Below are 16850 nucleotides of genomic sequence, written 5' to 3'. Positions count from 1 at the left end.
GGTCCTCGAGCAGGCGCTCCGGCGCCAGGATCGGCAGCCGGCTGCCCGGCATGAAGCGGCCCTGCTTGAACGGGTTGCGGTCGGCGACGTAGTCGAGCAGGTCGCTGCCGATCCCGCAGTAGGCGAGCAGCGTCGTGGCCTTGGCGGCGGCGCCGTAGCCGGCGATCCGCCGCCCCTCCGCCTTGAGCGCGCGCAGCATGGCGGTGAGCTGCGTGCGCACCTCGCGGGTGCGCTCGACGAACGGGCGATAGCCGTCGGGCCGATCGAGGCCCCGCGCCGCCTCCTGCCGCAGCAGGCGCTCCACCTCCGGCTGCACGGCCGCCACCTTGGCGACCTGGACCCGCAGGGAGCCGCCATGGATCGCGAGGCGGCGGACGTCGTTCAGGTACAGGCCGTGGCGGCGGAACAGGCGGTCGAGCGCGGTGACCGAGAAATAGCACAGATGCTGGTGATAGATCGTGTCGAACTCGGTGCTGTCGATCAGATCGGCGAGGTAGGGCATCTCCAGGACGGCGACCCCCGACGGCGCGAGCAGGATCGCGATCCCCTCGACCAGGCCGTTGAGGTCGGCGACGTGCGCCAGCACGTTGTTGGCGATGATCAGATCGGCCGCTTGCCCGTCGGCGCGCAGCTCATGGGCGAGATCGCGGCCGAAGAACGTCGTCAGCGTGCGCACGCCGGCGTTGACCGCTGCGGCCGCCGGCGCCTTGGCCGGATCGATGCCGAGCACCGGGATGCCTTCAGCGACGAAGTTCTTCAGCATGTAGCCGTCGTTGCTGGCGATCTCGACGACGAGCGAGCCCGCGTCGAGCGCGCGCCGCTCGATCAGCTCGCGGGCGTGTGCGCGCGAGTGCTCCAGGAGTGTGCTCGAGACCGACGAGAAATAGGGGTAGTCCGCGCCGAACAGGATCTCGGGCGGCACCGTCTCGCTGATCTGGACCAGGCTGCAGGCGCCGCACAGGGCCAGGGTCAGCGGCACGGTGATGCCCGGCGCATCGAGCTCGGCGGCGGTCAGCAGGCGATCGGCCAGCGGCGTCCGGCCGAGCGCCAGGAGCGGCGTCAGATCGGCCGAGCCGCAGGAGCGGCAGCTGGTCTCGGTACGGAAGTCGACCTGCAAGAGGCGACCCCCGTCATGCCGCCGCGGCGTCGAGGCGCCCGACCCAGCGCATCTGCTCGTCGACCCGCCCGTCGGCCAGCAGCCGCTTGAGGTAGGCCACCCGGCTGTAGCGCGGGCCCTCGAAGTCGTCGCTGCTCAGCCCGGCGAACTCGATCGCGTCGTAGACCTCGTGGATGCCCTGCACCACCGTCCAGTGCGGGCAGCAGTGGGGCAGCGTGCGCTGGAGGAGGTCGCAGTTGACCCGGTAGTTGCGCAGGTCCTCCGACGCATCGGCGGCGAACTCGATCCGGGTGTCCGGCACGACCCGGCGCACGAGCTCGGCGACGTCGCTGATCCGGTAGTTCTCCTCGGTCTGGCCGATGTTGAAGGCCCGGTTGTGGACCTTCTCCTCGGGCGCCCGCAGCAGCGCCATGTAGGCCTGCGCGATGTCCTCGACGTGGACCAGCGGCCGCCAGGACGTGCCGAGGCTCTTCAGGAACACCCGCCCGGTGGTCGCCGCCCAGGCCACGAGGTTGTTGACCGACAGGTCGAAGCGCAGCAGCGGCGAGACGCCGTAGGCGGTCGCGGCGCGCAGGTAGACCGGGCAGAAGTCGCGACCGGCCAGGCGCCGCAGATCGGCCTCGGAGCGCGCCTTGGATTCGGCGTAGGGGGTCACCGGGTTGAACCGGCTGGTCTCGTCGAGGAACTCGTCGCCCGCGGCGCCGTAGACGCTGCAGCTCGAGGCGTAGAGGAAGCGCCTGATGCCACGAGCTTTGGCGAGCTCGGCGAGCCGCACCGTCGCCTCGTGATTGATCGCATAGGTCAAGGGCGCGCTGAGGTCGCCGAGTGGGTCGTTCGACAGCCCTGCGAGGTGGATCACCGCGTCGATGCCGTCGAGATCGCGCGCCTCGACGTCGCGGATGTCCTTGCGGATGGTCGGCATCTCGCGCACCGCGCGCAGCGTGCATTCGCGGAACAGGCCGCTGTCGAGGCCCACCACGTCATAGCCCATGGCCCACAGCCGGGGCGCGAGAATGGTGCCGATATAGCCTTGATTGCCGGTCAGGAGAACGCGCATGGCTCAATTCCACAGCTTCCAGGGGGCTGCACCGCTTTGCCAGAGGTCGTTCAGCGCCTGGACCTCCTTGCCAGTGTCCATGCACTGCCAGAAAGACGCGTGCCGATAGGCCATCAGCTCACCGTCACTGGCGAGGCGCTCGAGCGGCTCGCGCTCGAACTGGGTCGCATCGCCGTCGATGTAGTCGAACACCTCAGGATTGAACGCGAAGAAGGCGCCATTGATCCATTCGTTGGGGTCCTCGATCTTCTCCCGGAACGCGACGACGCGCTCGCTGGAGAGCGCCAGGCGCCCGAAGCGCCCCGGCGGATGGACGGCGGTCAGCGTGCCGATCCGGCCGTGGCGCTCGTGGAAGGCGCGCAGCTGGTTGAGGCGCACGTCCGAGAGCCCGTCGCACCAGGTCAGCATGAAGGGCGCTTTGCCGAGATAAGGGGCCAGCCGCTTGATCCGCCCGCCCGACATGGTGTCGAGGCCGGTTTCGATCAGCTCGACCGTCCAGTCCGGCTCGGTAGCGGGAAAGAATACCGTCTGGGCGCCGTCGACGGCGGGCGACTGGCGCGCAGCCATCTCGGCGAAGTAATTGCGGATCGAATCGCCATGATAGCCGAGCGCTACGACGAAGTTGCGAAGGCCGTACTGGGCATAATACTTCATCAGGTGCCAGAGGATCGGCTTGTCGCCGATCGGGACCATGGCCTTGGATTTTTCCTGGTCCGCGTCGGGCAGCCGCGAACCCCGCCCGCCAGCCAAAATGGCGACCTTCATGGGAGGTTTCCCCCCACCGTCAAGGGTTATGGCTCGAGTCTCGGTATCTCGCTTGCGGCTCTGTTGTTGGCGCTCTAGTTCGTTCGCGGTTGTCCCGCGGAAGTGTCAAGTCCTCAGTCACGCATAGAACTTGACGGCGAAAGGTGCAATTCGAGATTTCGGAGATGGGGACAAAGAACCCTAATTTGTTGCGCGCAAACCACACCTGGTTACACAGCCGCAGGGCTGCTCGTCCATGCAGGGCCAAAGATCGCGCTCTAGTTGACTTGTCTTACTATATTTATAGCATTTGGGTTGATGTTTGCCGCATCTTGCGGTGTTATTGCCAGCCCGGGTGAGCGCCGGGCGAGGGTGAGCCGACGGCGCCCCAGCGCATGTGTTGCAGCCGGGGCGCAGCACGCGCTCACTCGGCGGCCTGGCCCTCCGGCAGCTCGTCCGCCACCCCCTCCGGGGTGCGCCCGGCCGCGGCGGGTTGGCGCGTGCGCGCCAGCAGGCTGTAGGCGGTCGGCACGACGAACAGCGTGAACAGCGTGCCGAAGCTGATGCCGCCGACGATCACCCAGCCGATCTGCGAGCGGCTCTCGGCGCCGGCGCCGGTGGCGAGCGCGAGCGGCACTGCGCCCAGCACCATGGCGCCGGTGGTCATCAGGATCGGGCGCAGGCGCAGGCCGGCAGCCTCGATCACCGCGTCCCGCTTGCTGCGGCCCCGCTCCTGCAGCTGGTTGGCGAACTCGACGATCAGGATGCCGTGCTTGGTGATCAGACCGATCAGCGTCACCAGACCCACCTGGGTGTAGATATTCATGCTGGAGAAGCCGAGGAACAGCGGAATCAGCGCACCACAGATCGACAGCGGCACCGTGACCATGATCACCAGCGGGTCGCGGAAGCTTTCGAACTGCGCCGCCAGCACCAGGAAGATCAGCGCCAGGGCCAGGCCGAAGGTCACGTACAGCGCACTGCCTTCCTGCACCAGCTGGCGCGAAGCACCGGCGAAGTCGTAGGCGTAACCGGCCGGGGCTTCCTCCTGCATGATCTGCGTAACAACTTCGATGGCTTCGCCCATGCTGACAATCGGCACGCCCTGAATGATTGCCGAGTTGAGCTGCTGGAACTGGTTGAGCTGGGTCGGCCGGGCGCGGTCGCTAACCTTGACCAGCGTCGACAGGGCCAGCATCGCGCCGCTTTCGCTCTTCACGTAGTAGCTACCCAGCCACTCCGGGTTGTCGCGGTAGGCGCGTTCGACCTGGGCAATTACCTTGTAGCTGCGCCCATCGATGGTGAAGCGGTTGATCTCACCTTCACCGAGCAGGCTGGCCAGGGTCAGGCCGAGGTCTTCCATGGATACGCCCATTTGCGCGGCTTTCTCGCGGTCGATTTCCACCACCACCTCAGGCTTGTCGAAGGCCAGGTCGACGTCGAGGAAGGCGAACTTGCCGGATTCCAGCGCCCGCTGCTTGACCCGCTCGGTTACCTGCAACAACGACTGGTAGTCGTTGGGTGTATTGATCACGAACTGGAACGGCAGCCCCTCGCCGGTACCCGGCAAGGAGGGCAGGTTGAAGCCGAAGATCTGCAGGCCGGCGATCTGCGACAGGCGCGCTTGCACCTCCGGCAGAATCTCCATCTGGGTGCGCTCGCGCTCGTCCCACGGCGTCATCAGAAAGCCGCCGATACCCGACTGCACACCGTTGAAGCCGTTGATCTGGAACGAGGAGTAGTACTCGGGGAACTCCTTGAAGATGGTCACGAACTCATCGGTGTACTTGTTCAGGTACTCCAGGTTGGTCGGTTGCGGCGCGCTGGCCATCATAAAGATGATGCCCTGGTCTTCTTCGGGGGCCAGTTCACTTTTGGTGAACTTGAGCAGCACCGGGATCAGGCACATAACGATCACCGCGAACACCAGCACCACCGGGCGGGTGTCCAGGGTGCCGTGCAGGGCGCGCTGGTAGCGCTGCTTGAGGCCGTCGAAGATCTGGTCAAGCTTGTGTGCCAGACCCGAGGGGTTCTCTTCATGGCGCAGCAGCTTGGCGCACATCATCGGCGACAGGGTCAGGGCGACGATGCCAGAGATGATCACCGCGCCAGCCAGGGTCAGGGCAAATTCCTTGAACAGCGCGCCCGTGAGGCCTTCGAGGAAGCCGATAGGGGCGTACACCGCCGCCAGAGTGACGGTCATCGACACCACAGGCACGGCGATTTCCCGTGCACCTTCGATGGCTGCATCGAACGGCGTTTTACCTTCCTCGATATGCCGGTGGATGTTCTCCACCACCACGATGGCGTCGTCGACCACCAGGCCGATAGCCAAGACCATGGCCAGCAGGGTCAGCAGGTTGATCGAGTAGCCCATCAGTTGCATAAAGAACATCACGCCGATCATCGACAGCGGGATGGTGATCACCGGGATCAGCACCGAGCGGAACGCGCCGAGGAACAGGAATACCACCACGATCACGATCAGCACGGCTTCGAACAGGGTCTTTACCACCTCATCGATCGAAGCCTGGATAAACAGCGTGGCGTCGTAGGCGATGGAGACTTTCAGGTTTGGCGGCAGCTGGGCTTCCAGGTCCGGAAGGACATTGCGCACTTCCTTGATCACGTCCAGCGGGTTGGCCCCCGGCGTGCCCTTGATGGCGATATACACCGACGGTGTGCCATCGAACGAGCTGATCGAGTCGTAGCTTTCCGCACCCATTTCCACCCGCGCCACATCGCGGATCAGTACGCGGCTATCGCCCACGGTCTTCAGCGGGATGGCGGCAAAGGCCTCGGCGGATTTGAGGTCGGTTTCGGCGTTGATGCTGGTGACCACGTACTCGCCCTTCACTTCGCCCGCTGCGGCGAGGAAGTTGTACTTGCGCACCGCGTCATTCACGTCGCTGGCGGTCACGCCGTAGGCACCCATTTTCACCGGGTCGAGCCACAGGCGCATGGCGAACACCTGATTGCCGAGAATCTCGGCTTCGGCCATGCCGGGCAGGGTGGCCAGCTTGGGCTGGATGACCCGTGACAGGTAGTCGGTGATCTGTGGGTTGCTCAGCTCGTCGCTGTAGAAACTGATGTACATCAGCGCCGTGGAGTCGGCGGCTTCCTTGCTCAGCACCGGGTCTTCGGCGTCTTGTGGCAGCTGGTTCTTCACTTCGTTGGCCTTGGCCAGCAGTTCGGTGAACAAACGGTCGCTATTGGCACCAATGCGCGCATAGATCGAGATGATCGACACATTCTGCCGGCTCACCGAGGTCATGTAGTCGATGCCGTCGGCGCTGGCCAGGCTCTGCTGCAGTGGCTGGGTGATATAGCCCTGAATGGTCTCGGCATTGGCCCCGGGGTAAGCCGTGGTCACCGTGATCAGGGCGTTTTCCATCTGCGGGTACTGGCGGATGGTCAGTTTGCTGAATGCCTGGAAGCCAAGCAGGATGATCAACAGACTGACCACGGTCGCCAATACCGGGCGACGGATAAAGGGATCAGTAAAAGCCATAAATAAGTTCCTTTACGCCAGCGCGTTTACTCGGCGCTCGGCTTGGCCTGGGTGTTGGCGATGCTGACATGGGCACCGTTATCCAGCTTCAGCTGGCCGGCGGACACCACCTGTTCACCAGCCTTCAGGCCTTTGCTAATCACCACCTGGCCTTCACGGCGCTCGCCGGTTTCGACGAAGCGGCGCTCGACCACTAGCTCAGCCTGGCCTTTGGCGTCTTTGACCACCTGGCCGTCTTCACCTTTCTTCTCGCCAATCACGTACACCGAATTGCCATACAGGGTGTAGGTGATGGCGGTTTCCGGGACGACAATCAGGTTCTGCTCGCCGGGCAGCAGTACTTCCAGATTGGCGAACATGCCGGGCAGCAGTTTGCTCTCCGGGTTGACCAGCATGGCGCGCACCTGCACGTTACGCGTGGCGTCTTCGACCTTGGGGTTGATCGCGGCGATTTCGCCCTCGAACACCTCGTCCGGGTAAGCCGCCACGCTGAAGCGCACGCGCTCGCCGACAGCCAGTTTGGGCACCGCCTGTTCCGGCAGGAAGAAGTCGACGTAGAGCTTGCTCAGGTCCTGCAGGGTGGCGATGGTGGTGCCGGAAGCCAAGTAGTCACCGACATCGACCTGACGGATGCCGATGGTGCCGGCAAATGGCGCAAGGATGCGCTTCTTCGCCAGTTGCGCCTGCAGCTGGGCAACGCTGGCGTTGGCTTTCTGCAGGCTGGCGGAGAGGCGGTCGAACTCACTTTTCGAGATGCTCTGGCGGTTGATCAGGCTGCGTCCGCGCTCGAATTCGACTCGTGCCAGGCCCAGTTCGGCCTGGACAGTGGCCAGGCTGGCCTGCTCGACATCGCTGTCCATCTGGATCAGCGGCTGCAGCAGGGTGACCTGCTCGCCCGAGCGGAACAGCACCTTTTGTACGGTGCCGCCGACTTCAACCGTCAGGTCGACGCCCTGGAAGGCTTTCAGGGTGCCGATGGCCGGCAGGCGACCCTGCCACGGGCGTTCTTCTGCCGTCGCGGCATCGACGCTGATGGCCGGCTGCGGGGCCGAGAACATCTGCACTTCCTGGTAGATGGAAAAGCCTTTGTAGGCGGCGAGGGCGAGTACCACGACGAGTACCGCGCCGAGCATGATCAGCATGCGGCGGAGCAACATATTCCGGTTCCTTGGCAAGGCGGTTGGATAGCCTGGGAATAGGCAAGAAGGGCACATTAGACCGCGCGCCAAGGCCTGTCAAAGATTCGCATTTGCAAAATATTGTTGTGCAAAAGCTGGCTGATTGATCAAGTGTTTTTTAAGAAAAATGCCAGCATTTGCTGGCATTTTGTCTGCTGCTTTGCGGTGGTGTCAGGCACTCAGGCGCTGGGTTACCTCGCTGAGCTGGGTGGAGAAAAGATGCAGGTTCTGCCCGGCAACTTCGGTGCGCTGCACGTGCTCCTGGTTGGCAGTGGCGATGGCGGTGATCTCGGTGAGGTTGCGCGAGATGTCCTCGGCCACCGAGGTCTGCTCCTCGGCGGCGGTGGCGATCTGCCTGTTCATATCGCGGATCGCCTCCACTGCGCCGGTGATCAGGTGCAGGGTGGCACCGGCCTCGGTGACCTGGGTCACGCCTTCCTCGCTGCGCTGCTGGCCGCTCTCGATGGCGCGTACCGCATTCACCGCGCCGGTCTGTACGGTGTCGATGATCTGGTGGATCTCGGCGGTGGATTCGGCGGTGCGCTGGGCCAGGGTGCGGACTTCATCCGCCACCACGGCAAAGCCGCGGCCCTGCTCGCCCGCGCGGGCGGCCTCGATGGCGGCGTTGAGCGCCAGCAGGTTGGTCTGCTCGGCGATGCCGCGAATCACTTCCAGCACCTTGCCGATGCGCCCGCTGTCCGCCTCCAAGCGGCGAATTACATCCGAGGTGTTGCTGATCTCGCTGCGGATATCGGTGATGGTCTTGATGGTCGCCTGCATCACCGTTTCGCCCTGGCGTGCGGCGCTGTCGGCTTCGTCCGCGGCATTCGCCGCCTCGGCAGCGTGGCGCGCGACTTCCTGGGCGGTAGCGGACATTTCATGCATGGCGGTGGCCACTTGGTCGGTACGCGAGAACTGCTCGCGGGTGCCCTGGGACATCAGGGTGGCGATGGCATTAAGTTCGCCGCTGGCGCTGTCCAGATCAGCGGTGCTGCGCTTCAAACGGGTAAAGGTGTCGGCGAGGAAGTCGCGCAGAATATTCGCGGCCACGGCCAGGCGGCCCAGTTCGTCCTGGCGGCTGGCATCTACCTGCTTGCCGAAGTTGCCCTGGCTGAGCTGGGCGATATGGGCGATCAGCTCGCGGATCGGGTTGATCAGGTTGCGGTTGACCAGCCACAGGCTGAACAGGGCGACGACAAGGCTGGCACCGAGCATGATCAGGGTGCCGAAGAGGATGGTGCGGTCCGCCGCCGCATTGATCTGGCTGGCCTGCTCCTGGCTCTGGTTACGCAGCTGCTCGACCAGTTCGTTCATCTGCTGGCTGGTGCCGCGGTCGATGCCGGATACCGCCTGGTCGCCGACCTTGGCATCGCCGCCGGCGGCGAGAAAGGCCTCGCGGCCCTTGCGGTAGTTGCTGCCCAGGCTCTGATGTTCCTGACGCAGGCCATCGACCTTGGCCCTGAGGGCATTGTCGTCGGCGGCCAGGGTGGTCAGGTGCGCGAGCACATCCTGCACCTTGCGTTCCTGGGCCTCGAACTGGCTCCAGTACTTGTCCAGTTGCGCCTTGTCGCTGCCGCGCAGCAGCACGTTCTTCCACTCCTGTACCTGGATCTTGAATTCCAGGTTGGCCTGGTCGACCAGGCGTGAGGCTTCCAGCGGGCCGTCGAGTAGGCTGCGGTAAGCCTGCATGCCGCCGGAGAGAAAGCTGAAGCAGGCCAGGGCGGTGATCAGTAGCAGCGCCAGACTGCCGCCGAGCAGGGCGAGAATTTGTGCGCGTAAGGATTTTTGCAGAAACATGGGTTGTTGCCCCTGAGTAGATAGATGGCGAACTCCAGCGACGCGTATGGCGCGTCTGCGAATATCCTTATCGACTGGTATCAGCTGGGCCGGGCTGCCGGGAAGCAGTGGCTAGTCGGAAGTATAGATCGGCTCTGCGGCAGCGTTCTTTAGCCTGCCGCAGGCCTGTTACAGATGTGGGAAGGGGAAGGCGAACAGCCTGGTGCCGGGCTTTCAGAATCTGCTTACGATCTCGCGAGCTAGAGACCTGCAAGGCAAAAACAGGCGAGGAAGCGGAGTGTACTTTTGTACATGAGCATTCCGAGCCTGTTTTTAACGCCGCAGGGCCGACGCGCAGCAGATCGTAAACAGGTTCTCAGGCCAGGCGCAGGTGGTTGTCCCATAGCCCTGCTGGGAGCTGCAGGGGGCTGCTGCTGATGTGCTCGGCGCGGCAGTTATACAGGCGACACCGGCCCACGCCACTGCTGACCACAAAACCGTCGGCCACCGCGCCCACTCCGGCGCAGTCGGCCAGGGGCGCATCCAGGCGCAGCTCGGCGCTGTCCAGGTCCCAGATAAATACCCGGTTACCGCGCGGCGCGGTCAAGGCGAGCAGGCGCAGTTCGCTGTGGATTGCCACGCTGGCGGTGTACTGGTTCATCAGCTGGCGCTGCGCCTCGGCCACCGGAAAGTGCTGGAAGGGCTGGCCAGGGCGCTTGATCGCCAGCAGCGGCACCACATCGCTGATTTCGCCCATATATTGCTGACCGCTGACAATAGTGCCATCGCTGGCCACCGCCATATGCCGCACGCTGTTCATCCGTTCGGGCAGCTGTTCCTTGCTGATCAGGCTGCCGTCGCGGCGCAGCAGCACCAGGCTGGAGTCCATGGCATCGAGATTCATTTCCACCCGGCTATCGGCCTCGGTGCGGATGCCGCCGTTGGCCACTGCCAGGGTTTCGCCGTCGGGCAGCCAGAGCAGCTGGTGCGGGCCGATGCCGTGAGTCGATAACTCACCAGTGCGCTGCAACTGTTCGCCTTGCAGGCGGTAAACGCCAAGCACGCCGCGACCGGGAACGGAGGTGTCGTTCTCGGTGGCGTACAGCCATTCGCCGCCCTTGTGGAACACTGCATGGCCGTAGAAGTGGCGTTGTTCGAGTGAGTTGATTGTTTGCAGCAGGCGGCCGTCGCGGGTGTCGATCAGATAACTTTGGGTGCTCGGGCGACGGCCGACAAACAGCGCCATCGGTAAGAACGGGTGGCCGATAACATCGTGACAGCGCTCGCTGACCTGAGTGGCAAACACCTGGCTGCCATCCAGCCGGTAGCCCACCGCAAAGTGTTTGCCGGCGCTGTCGTTGCGCGCCGACAGCAGCAGCGGCTGCGGGCCGCTGTGGGTCAGGGTCCAGCCACCGAAAGCGCCGGCGGCCAGTGCCGTGGTGGCCAGCCCGAGAAACGCGCGGCGGTTTATCGCCATGGCTCAGTCGCCGTCATGGGAGTTAAAGCCCAGCTGGATCCCCAGCACCTTGGCCAGCTCGGCTTCGTGCAGGCGGTGCAGGGCGTCGAGGCTGTCATACAGCGCGTTGAGCTCGGCGCGGCCGGCTTCGTCACCGAGCAGTTCGCCGAGTGGGCGCTGGGTCGCAGTCAGGCGCTGGCGGGTGTCGCTGTAGGCGACGTTGATGCGCTGTTTCAGTCCGGCTTGATCACTGCCAAGCAGCGCCTGGATGCCATCCTGCTCGGCACCCAGCCAGATGCGCTCGGCGCTGGCCAGGCTGGCGGCGAGGTTGGCCAGGCTGGCCTTGCTGCGCCAGGCTTCGGCCTGGTAGGGCTGCGGCAGGCCCTTGCTCTGGCGGCCGAGCGGGGTGCCGAGTTTCTTTTTCAGCCCGTCGATGGCGCTGACCTGAGTACGCAACAGCTCCGCCACCGCCTCCGGGGCTTCGGCGTAGCGCGCGTTGGGGAAGTTTTTCAGCTGCGCGGCCATACCGTCCTTGGCTTGCCACTGGCTCAGCACATCGGCGGCGAGGACTTGCTGGTGCTGGCCGATGGCGATGATCAGTGGGCAGTAGCGGGTTTTCTGTTCGGCGACGCTCAGGTCGATGGCTGGGTCGAACAGCAGGTATTCATAGGCGGTCAGGCCTTGCACCACCACGCTGGATTTATCCAGATCGGCTGGGGTCAGCTCGGGTTTGCTGTTGACCAGCGCCTCAACCTGACGTGCTACCAGGTTCTTCTTGTCCGGCCAGAACTGCACCTGCCAGGCACGGTTGCCTTCCGCCAGTGGACCGAATGCCACCGGTTGTACGGCGGCCCAGGTGCTTTGCGCGCTGGCAAAGGCCTGGCGGGCGTCCGCCAGGTTCTGCTGGCCGGCACAGAAGGCCTCGGCGCTGGCGGCCAATTGGCGGTCCGCCTCGCTCCAGGTGCTGTAGATCGGCAGCAGGACGCCATCAGCGAGGGCGCTGCTGACGGCTTGCTGCGGGTCGGCTGGGGTACAGCCGGCCAAGGCCAGGCCGAGCAGGGCGAGCGTGAGGGGTGAGCGGATCATCGGCGGCTCCTTACAACGAGTTCAGGAAAGCCAACAGCGCGGTGCGCTCGTCGGCATTGAAAGTCATGACCTGCTGCTTGGCCGCCTCGGCCTCGCCGCCGTGCCAGAGAATGGCTTCCAGCAGGTTGCGGGCGCGGCCATCGTGGAGAAACTGGGTGTGGCCGCTAACGGTCTCGGTCAGGCCGGTGCCCCACAACGGCGGGGTGCGCCATTCGCGGCCGCTGGCGAGAAATTCCGGACGATTGTCGGCCAGGCCTTCGCCCATGTCGTGCAGCAGCAGGTCGCTATAGGGACGAATCAGCTGGTTGGCCAGCTCGGGTTCGGCGGCGTCGCTTGCGGTGGTGAATTGCGCGGTATGGCAGCCCTGGCAGCCGGCCTGATGGAACAGGCCCTTGCCCTTGAGCACCTGTGGCGTATCGGCACCGCGCCGTGCCGGCACGCCCAGATTGCGGCTGTAGAAGAGCACGCTGGCGAGGATGTTGTCGCTGACCTCGGGCTCGCCGCCGTGGGGCGCATTGCGGCAGTCGGTCTGCGCTGCGGTGCAGTTGTCGTGGGCAATCAGTGTGGTCGTCAGGCCCATGTCATTGGCAAAGGCCTCGGCGTTCTGCTGATTGAGCGTGGGCTGGCCAGCTTTCCAGCCAAAACGGCCAAGCACCGTGCGTTGTTGCTCGCGGTCCCAGACCTGGTTGGCGCGCCCGGAAATGCCATCGCCATTGCGGTCATCCGGGTCGGCATTGGCCAGGATGGCCGCCTCGGGAATGGCTTCGAGCAGGCCCAGGCCGATCATCGGCGGGGCGATGCGGGCGGAAAACAGCGTGTCGGGATGCAGGGCACCGTAACCGAGCTGGCTGATTTCAAGCGCAGGCTTGCGCAGCTCAACCTGTGTGCCATCGGCAAAGCTGACCAGCTGCGTACTGTAGCTGACGCGCACCTTGCCTTCGGGCGCTACGCCTGGGTTGGCCATGTCCTGCAACTGGCCGCCGTAGGTGGGTTCGGCCAGCACGCCGAGGCGCTCAATGATCTGCGCGTGTTCGTTGCCAGCTGGTATCGACAGACGCACCAGCATGGACACTGAGCTCAGGGCGTCGGGCTGCGGAGGATGGCCGCGGCCGTCCTTGATATGGCAGTTCTGGCAGCCGTTGGTGTTGAACAGCGGGCCGAGGCCGTCACGCGCGGTGGTGGTAGCTGGCGCTGTTACCCAGGGGTTGCGAAAGAAGCTGTTGCCGACGCTGAAATCCAGGCGGCGCGAAGGCGACAGATTGGCTGAGGGCAGGGAGAAGGCGTTGTGGTCGCGCTTGAACACCGTGGCGCTGCCGGCGGACAGAGCTTCGCCGGGCTCTGCCTGGGTAAAGCGCGGGGCCTGATCACAGGCACTCACGCCCAGGGCGAGGCTTAACAGCAGCAGGCGATGGAGCAGGGCGGGCATGAACGGGGATCCGGGCAGAACAATCAGGCCGGGATCTTAACAGTGTGAGTGAATTTTAATAAGACGGATTTGCATTACCAGTGGTGGCCAAAGGTCGCAGGTTATAAGAGTCGCCGGGCGCGATTGTTGATATCGCGTTGCGACGACCCCGAAGGCGTGGCTGGCAGAGAGCTATGTATTTATTGCGTGTCGCATAGGGTGCCTGGGGAAGCTTGCCGCGACCGCAATCGGTAGGGTGCGCTGTGCGCACCAGGCGTATGTGGCGGCACCGGTGTTGGTACGCACGGCGCGCACCAAGAACCTGCAGCCAGCCTCGGTGCGCACGCGCACCCTACTTAGCCACAAAAAAGCCGCGACTCTACTGGAGAGTCGCGGCTTGGGGCGCTTCAGCTGCTGTTACGCAGCGTCGTGCTTAGAAGCTGTGGTCAGCGGTATCCGGTTTGAGATCACTGATACCCAGCTTGCCAGCTGCCTGCTCGATTGCGCCGGTCTGCTTGACCAGGGCGGCGATGGCATCACGGACGATCTGCTGGCCTTGGCTGTTGTCGGCGGCGATCAGCTGATCGAAGTGCTGGCCGTTGCCCGCGCTGTTGACCAGAGCCTGCAGCTTGGCTTCAGTGGCTTCGAGGTCGGCTTTCAGGGTGCTGTCAGCGGCGGCGTCAACCTTGGCGACCAGCGAGGACAGGCTCGGGCCGGTCAGGGTGGTGCCGTCGACCTTCTTGTACTCGCCCAGGTAGACGTTGCGAATACCTTTGCCGTTGTAGAAGTGCGAGTTGTGGGTGTTGTCGCTGAAGCAGTCGTGCTCGTCTTCGGTGGAGTTGGCTTCCAGCGCGACCTTCATGCGCTCGCCGGCCAGTTCGCCGAGGGACAGGCTACCCATGCCGAACAACATCTTGCGCAGGCCGTTTTCGCCCGATTCGGCTTCCAGTTTGGCGCGGTAGTTGTCGGCATTGCCGGCTTGCCACTGCACAACCATCGCATCGAGGTCGCTGACCAGCAGGTCGGTGGCGGCCTTGAGGAAGGCGCGGCGGCGCTCGTTATTGCCGCTGGTCGCGCCTTCACCCACTACGAAATCGCTGGCTGGGCGCTCGCCGGCACCCGGGCCGCTGCCGTTCAGGTCCTGGCCCCAGAGGAGGAATTCGATGGCGTGGTAGCCGGTGGCAACGTTGGCTTCGGAGCCGTCCAGTTCATTCAGGCTGGCCAGCAGTTCCGGGGTGATGGTGGTGACGTCGAGCTTGTCTTCGCCGACCTGCAGCTCGGTATTGGCGACGATATTGGCCTGCGCGCCAGGGTTGCCGAGGGCGTGCTGGTAGTCCTTGGCGACGTAGTCGATCAGGCCTTCGTCCAGCGGCCAGGCGTTGAGCTGGCCTTCCCAGTCGTCGACTACGGCGTTGCCGAAGCGGAATACTTCGCTCTGCATATAGGGCACACGGGCAGCCAGCCAAGCTTCGCGGGCGGCTTTCAGGGTGTCGTCATTCGGGTTGGCGAGCAGGGCATCGATTGCGCCTTGCAGGGTTTTACCGGTGCTAGCGGCGTCGCTGAACACGGCCAGGGCCAGGTCGGCATAGTGGCTGACCACGGCCTTGGCGGCAGCTTCGTCGATCTGGCTGGCGGCGGCGACCTGAGCGCTGCTGGCGGCAGGGGCTGCTGGAGCAGCGGCCTGGCTGGCCGGGGCTTTGTCTTCACCGCAGCCAGCGAGGGAAATGGCAATAGCAAGCAGGCTGGCGGAAGCCAGGGGCATACGAAGCATGACGGAGTCCTTTACGAGATAAATGAAGCGCGCTCGGGTTGCGAACACAAGAAACCAAAACATAATGCGAAAGATTTGCATTTTGTGCAAAGGGTTGCTGCACCGAGTTTTATCCAAACTCGTGAGCAGGCTCCGCATCGCTCGTCGGCGATGGGGCTAAAATGCCAGCACAGATACCATTCACCGCCTCAGGGGAGCCCTGCATGAGCCTTACCAGCGTCGCCATAGTCGTTATCCTGATCCTCGCGGCCGCATACGCGGTGGTGCTCTACAACGCCCTGGTACGGCTGAAGCACGGGGTCAGCAAGGCCTGGGCGAATATCGATGTACTGCTCAAGCAGCGTCATGAGGAGCTGCCCAAGCTGGTCGAGACCTGCAAGCAATATATGCAGCATGAACGCACCACCCTGGAGCGGGTGGTCGCCGCCCGCCAGGCGGTGGCCAGTGCTCGGGAAAAGACCGATATGGGCGCGCTGGGCAAGGCCGAAAGTGGTTTGCGCGCCGGCCTCGGCCAGTTGTTCGCCCTGGCGGAGAACTATCCCGAGCTGAAAGCCAATGAGAGCTTTCAGCACCTGCAGCAGCGCATCAGTGGTCTGGAAAACGGCATTGCCGACCGCCGCGAGCTGTACAACGAAGCGGTCAACCTCAACAACGTGCGCATCGAGCAGTTTCCCGATGTACTGATCGCCCGCCTGTTTGCCTTCAAGGAGGCCGTGCTGCTGGAGTTCAGTGACGCGGAAAAGGCCGACGTCGACCTCAAAACTCTGTTCGGCTAGGCCGTGGAGATTCAGGCACAGGTTATCGGCCTGGCATGCAGTGTGGCGGCAACGGCGGGTGGCGGCTGGTGGTTTCTGCGGCGCTTCTCCCAGGCCAGACACCTGCTTGATACCCCGACCTCGAAGATCCGTTCGGCGGCCCAGGGCTATGTCGAGTTCTACGGCATCCTGGCGCAAACCGCAGAAGCGCAGCTCAGCGCCCCGCTAACTGGTACGCCCTGCCTGTGGTGGCGTTACCGGATCGAGGAGTACCGCTCCAGCGGCAAAAGCCGCAATTGGCGCACCCTGGAAAGCGGCAGCAGCGAAGCCTGGCTGGGCCTGGCTGATGGCACCGGCAGTTGCCTGATCGATCCCAGTGGGGCCGAGGTACGGCCGGCCACCCGGGTGGTCTGGCAGGGGCAACTGCGTCACCCATTGGGGCCGCCGAAAAGAGGCTGGAGTGCACTGTTTACCAGCGGCAAGCGCTATCGCTACAGCGAAGAACGGCTGCACGCTGGCCAGCCGCTGTATGCCATCGGCGCTTTTCGCAGCAGCGGCGGCGGTCGTCAGGGCCTGGATCTGGCCACGGCCAAGGGTGCGGTGATTCGTGAGTGGAAGGGCGATTTTGCCGGCTTGCTGCAGCGCTTCGACAGCGACGGTAATGGCCAGCTGGATGAGCGCGAATGGCAGCGGGTGCGTCTGGCAGCGAGCCTGGAGGCCGAAGACCGGCATCGCCAACAAAGTGCCCAGCCCGCCCAGCACCACCTGGGCAAGCCAGACGAGGCGCAGCCTTTTGTGCTGTCCTGTGCGGGGGAGGATGAGCTGGTGCGCCAGTTCTACTGGCAAGCGGCGGGTGGGGCGCTGCTGTGTGTGGCCGGTGCGCTGGCCATGGCCTGGCTGCTGGGGGTAGAGAGGGTGTAGGGGGGCGCACGGCGCACCCTACGAGGTCAGACCCTCTGCACCTGGGCTCTGATGTCCGAGCGCAACAGCGTTC

The 16850-nt window shown here is 64.3% G+C and carries 12 protein-coding genes; 2 read left to right on the top strand and 10 right to left on the bottom strand.

Annotation, left to right across the window (positions count from 1 at the left end; genetic code table 11):
* The 10 genes from VMP31_RS00755 to VMP31_RS00710 all read right to left on the bottom strand — a co-directional run.
* The coding region (locus tag VMP31_RS00755) for a class I SAM-dependent methyltransferase (RefSeq protein WP_325503064.1) at positions 1–1117 on the bottom strand (1117 nt) is incomplete at its 3' end.
* 13 nt (positions 1118–1130) lie between these two features.
* Positions 1131–2174 carry an SDR family oxidoreductase gene (locus tag VMP31_RS00750; protein ID WP_325503063.1) on the bottom strand — a complete coding sequence of 348 codons (1044 nt, stop codon included), beginning with the start codon at positions 2172–2174 and terminating at the stop codon, positions 1131–1133.
* Between the two features lie 3 nt (positions 2175–2177).
* A complete protein-coding gene (locus VMP31_RS00745; protein ID WP_325503061.1) occupies positions 2178–2939 on the bottom strand; it encodes a sugar phosphate nucleotidyltransferase in 762 nt (253 codons plus the stop codon).
* A 403-nt stretch (positions 2940–3342) separates the two neighbouring features.
* Entirely contained in the window at positions 3343–6429 is a 3087-nt protein-coding gene (locus VMP31_RS00740; RefSeq protein ID WP_325503059.1) for a multidrug efflux RND transporter permease subunit, read from the bottom strand.
* A 26-nt stretch (positions 6430–6455) separates the two neighbouring features.
* On the bottom strand, positions 6456–7586 hold the full coding sequence (locus VMP31_RS00735; RefSeq protein ID WP_325503057.1) for an efflux RND transporter periplasmic adaptor subunit: 1131 nt from the start codon (positions 7584–7586) through the stop codon (positions 6456–6458).
* Between the two features lie 192 nt (positions 7587–7778).
* On the bottom strand, positions 7779–9404 hold the full coding sequence (locus VMP31_RS00730) for a methyl-accepting chemotaxis protein (protein ID WP_325503055.1): 1626 nt from the start codon (positions 9402–9404) through the stop codon (positions 7779–7781).
* 355 nt (positions 9405–9759) lie between these two features.
* A complete protein-coding gene (locus VMP31_RS00725) occupies positions 9760–10854 on the bottom strand; it encodes a DUF1513 domain-containing protein (protein ID WP_325503080.1) in 1095 nt (364 codons plus the stop codon).
* Between the two features lie 9 nt (positions 10855–10863).
* Positions 10864–11925: an imelysin family protein gene (locus VMP31_RS00720; protein ID WP_325503053.1), complete on the bottom strand. Its 1062-nt coding sequence runs from the start codon at positions 11923–11925 to the stop codon at positions 10864–10866.
* A 10-nt stretch (positions 11926–11935) separates the two neighbouring features.
* The gene (locus VMP31_RS00715) at positions 11936–13375 is read right to left on the bottom strand and encodes a di-heme oxidoredictase family protein (RefSeq protein ID WP_414705411.1); all 1440 of its coding nucleotides are present in this window, start codon (positions 13373–13375) and stop codon (positions 11936–11938) included.
* Positions 13376–13763: 388 nt separating this feature from the next.
* A complete protein-coding gene (locus VMP31_RS00710) occupies positions 13764–15101 on the bottom strand; it encodes an imelysin family protein (RefSeq protein ID WP_325503049.1) in 1338 nt (445 codons plus the stop codon).
* A 203-nt stretch (positions 15102–15304) separates the two neighbouring features.
* Here VMP31_RS00710 and VMP31_RS00705 point away from each other — a divergent pair, with 203 nt between their 5' ends.
* Positions 15305–15877, top strand: a complete 573-nt coding sequence (locus tag VMP31_RS00705; protein ID WP_325503047.1) for a LemA family protein — start codon at positions 15305–15307, stop codon at positions 15875–15877.
* Positions 15878–15880: 3 nt separating this feature from the next.
* Complete coding sequence (locus tag VMP31_RS00700) at positions 15881–16777, top strand: GIDE domain-containing protein (RefSeq protein ID WP_414705409.1); 897 nt, start codon at positions 15881–15883, stop codon at positions 16775–16777.
* Positions 16778–16850: the final 73 nt, after the last annotated feature.

The sequence above is a fragment of the Pseudomonas sp. genome (genome assembly GCF_035512415.1).
Taxonomy (GTDB): domain Bacteria; phylum Pseudomonadota; class Gammaproteobacteria; order Pseudomonadales; family Pseudomonadaceae; genus Aquipseudomonas.
Note: the sequence above shows the minus strand (reverse complement) of the source record. Positions and strands in the feature narration are given on the sequence as shown.

Excerpts from the sequence above, each read along its gene's own strand:
- VMP31_RS00750 (WP_325503063.1), bottom strand. The coding sequence starts at position 2,174 with ATGCGCGTTCTCCTGACCGGCAATCAAGGCTATATCGGCACCATTCTC.
- VMP31_RS00745 (WP_325503061.1), bottom strand. The coding sequence starts at position 2,939 with ATGAAGGTCGCCATTTTGGCTGGCGGGCGGGGTTCGCGGCTGCCCGAC.
- VMP31_RS00740 (WP_325503059.1), bottom strand. The coding sequence starts at position 6,429 with ATGGCTTTTACTGATCCCTTTATCCGTCGCCCGGTATTGGCGACCGTG.
- VMP31_RS00735 (WP_325503057.1), bottom strand. The coding sequence starts at position 7,586 with ATGTTGCTCCGCCGCATGCTGATCATGCTCGGCGCGGTACTCGTCGTG.
- VMP31_RS00730 (WP_325503055.1), bottom strand. The coding sequence starts at position 9,404 with ATGTTTCTGCAAAAATCCTTACGCGCACAAATTCTCGCCCTGCTCGGC.
- VMP31_RS00720 (WP_325503053.1), bottom strand. The coding sequence starts at position 11,925 with ATGATCCGCTCACCCCTCACGCTCGCCCTGCTCGGCCTGGCCTTGGCC.
- VMP31_RS00710 (WP_325503049.1), bottom strand. The coding sequence starts at position 15,101 with ATGCTTCGTATGCCCCTGGCTTCCGCCAGCCTGCTTGCTATTGCCATT.
- VMP31_RS00705 (WP_325503047.1), top strand. The coding sequence starts at position 15,305 with ATGAGCCTTACCAGCGTCGCCATAGTCGTTATCCTGATCCTCGCGGCC.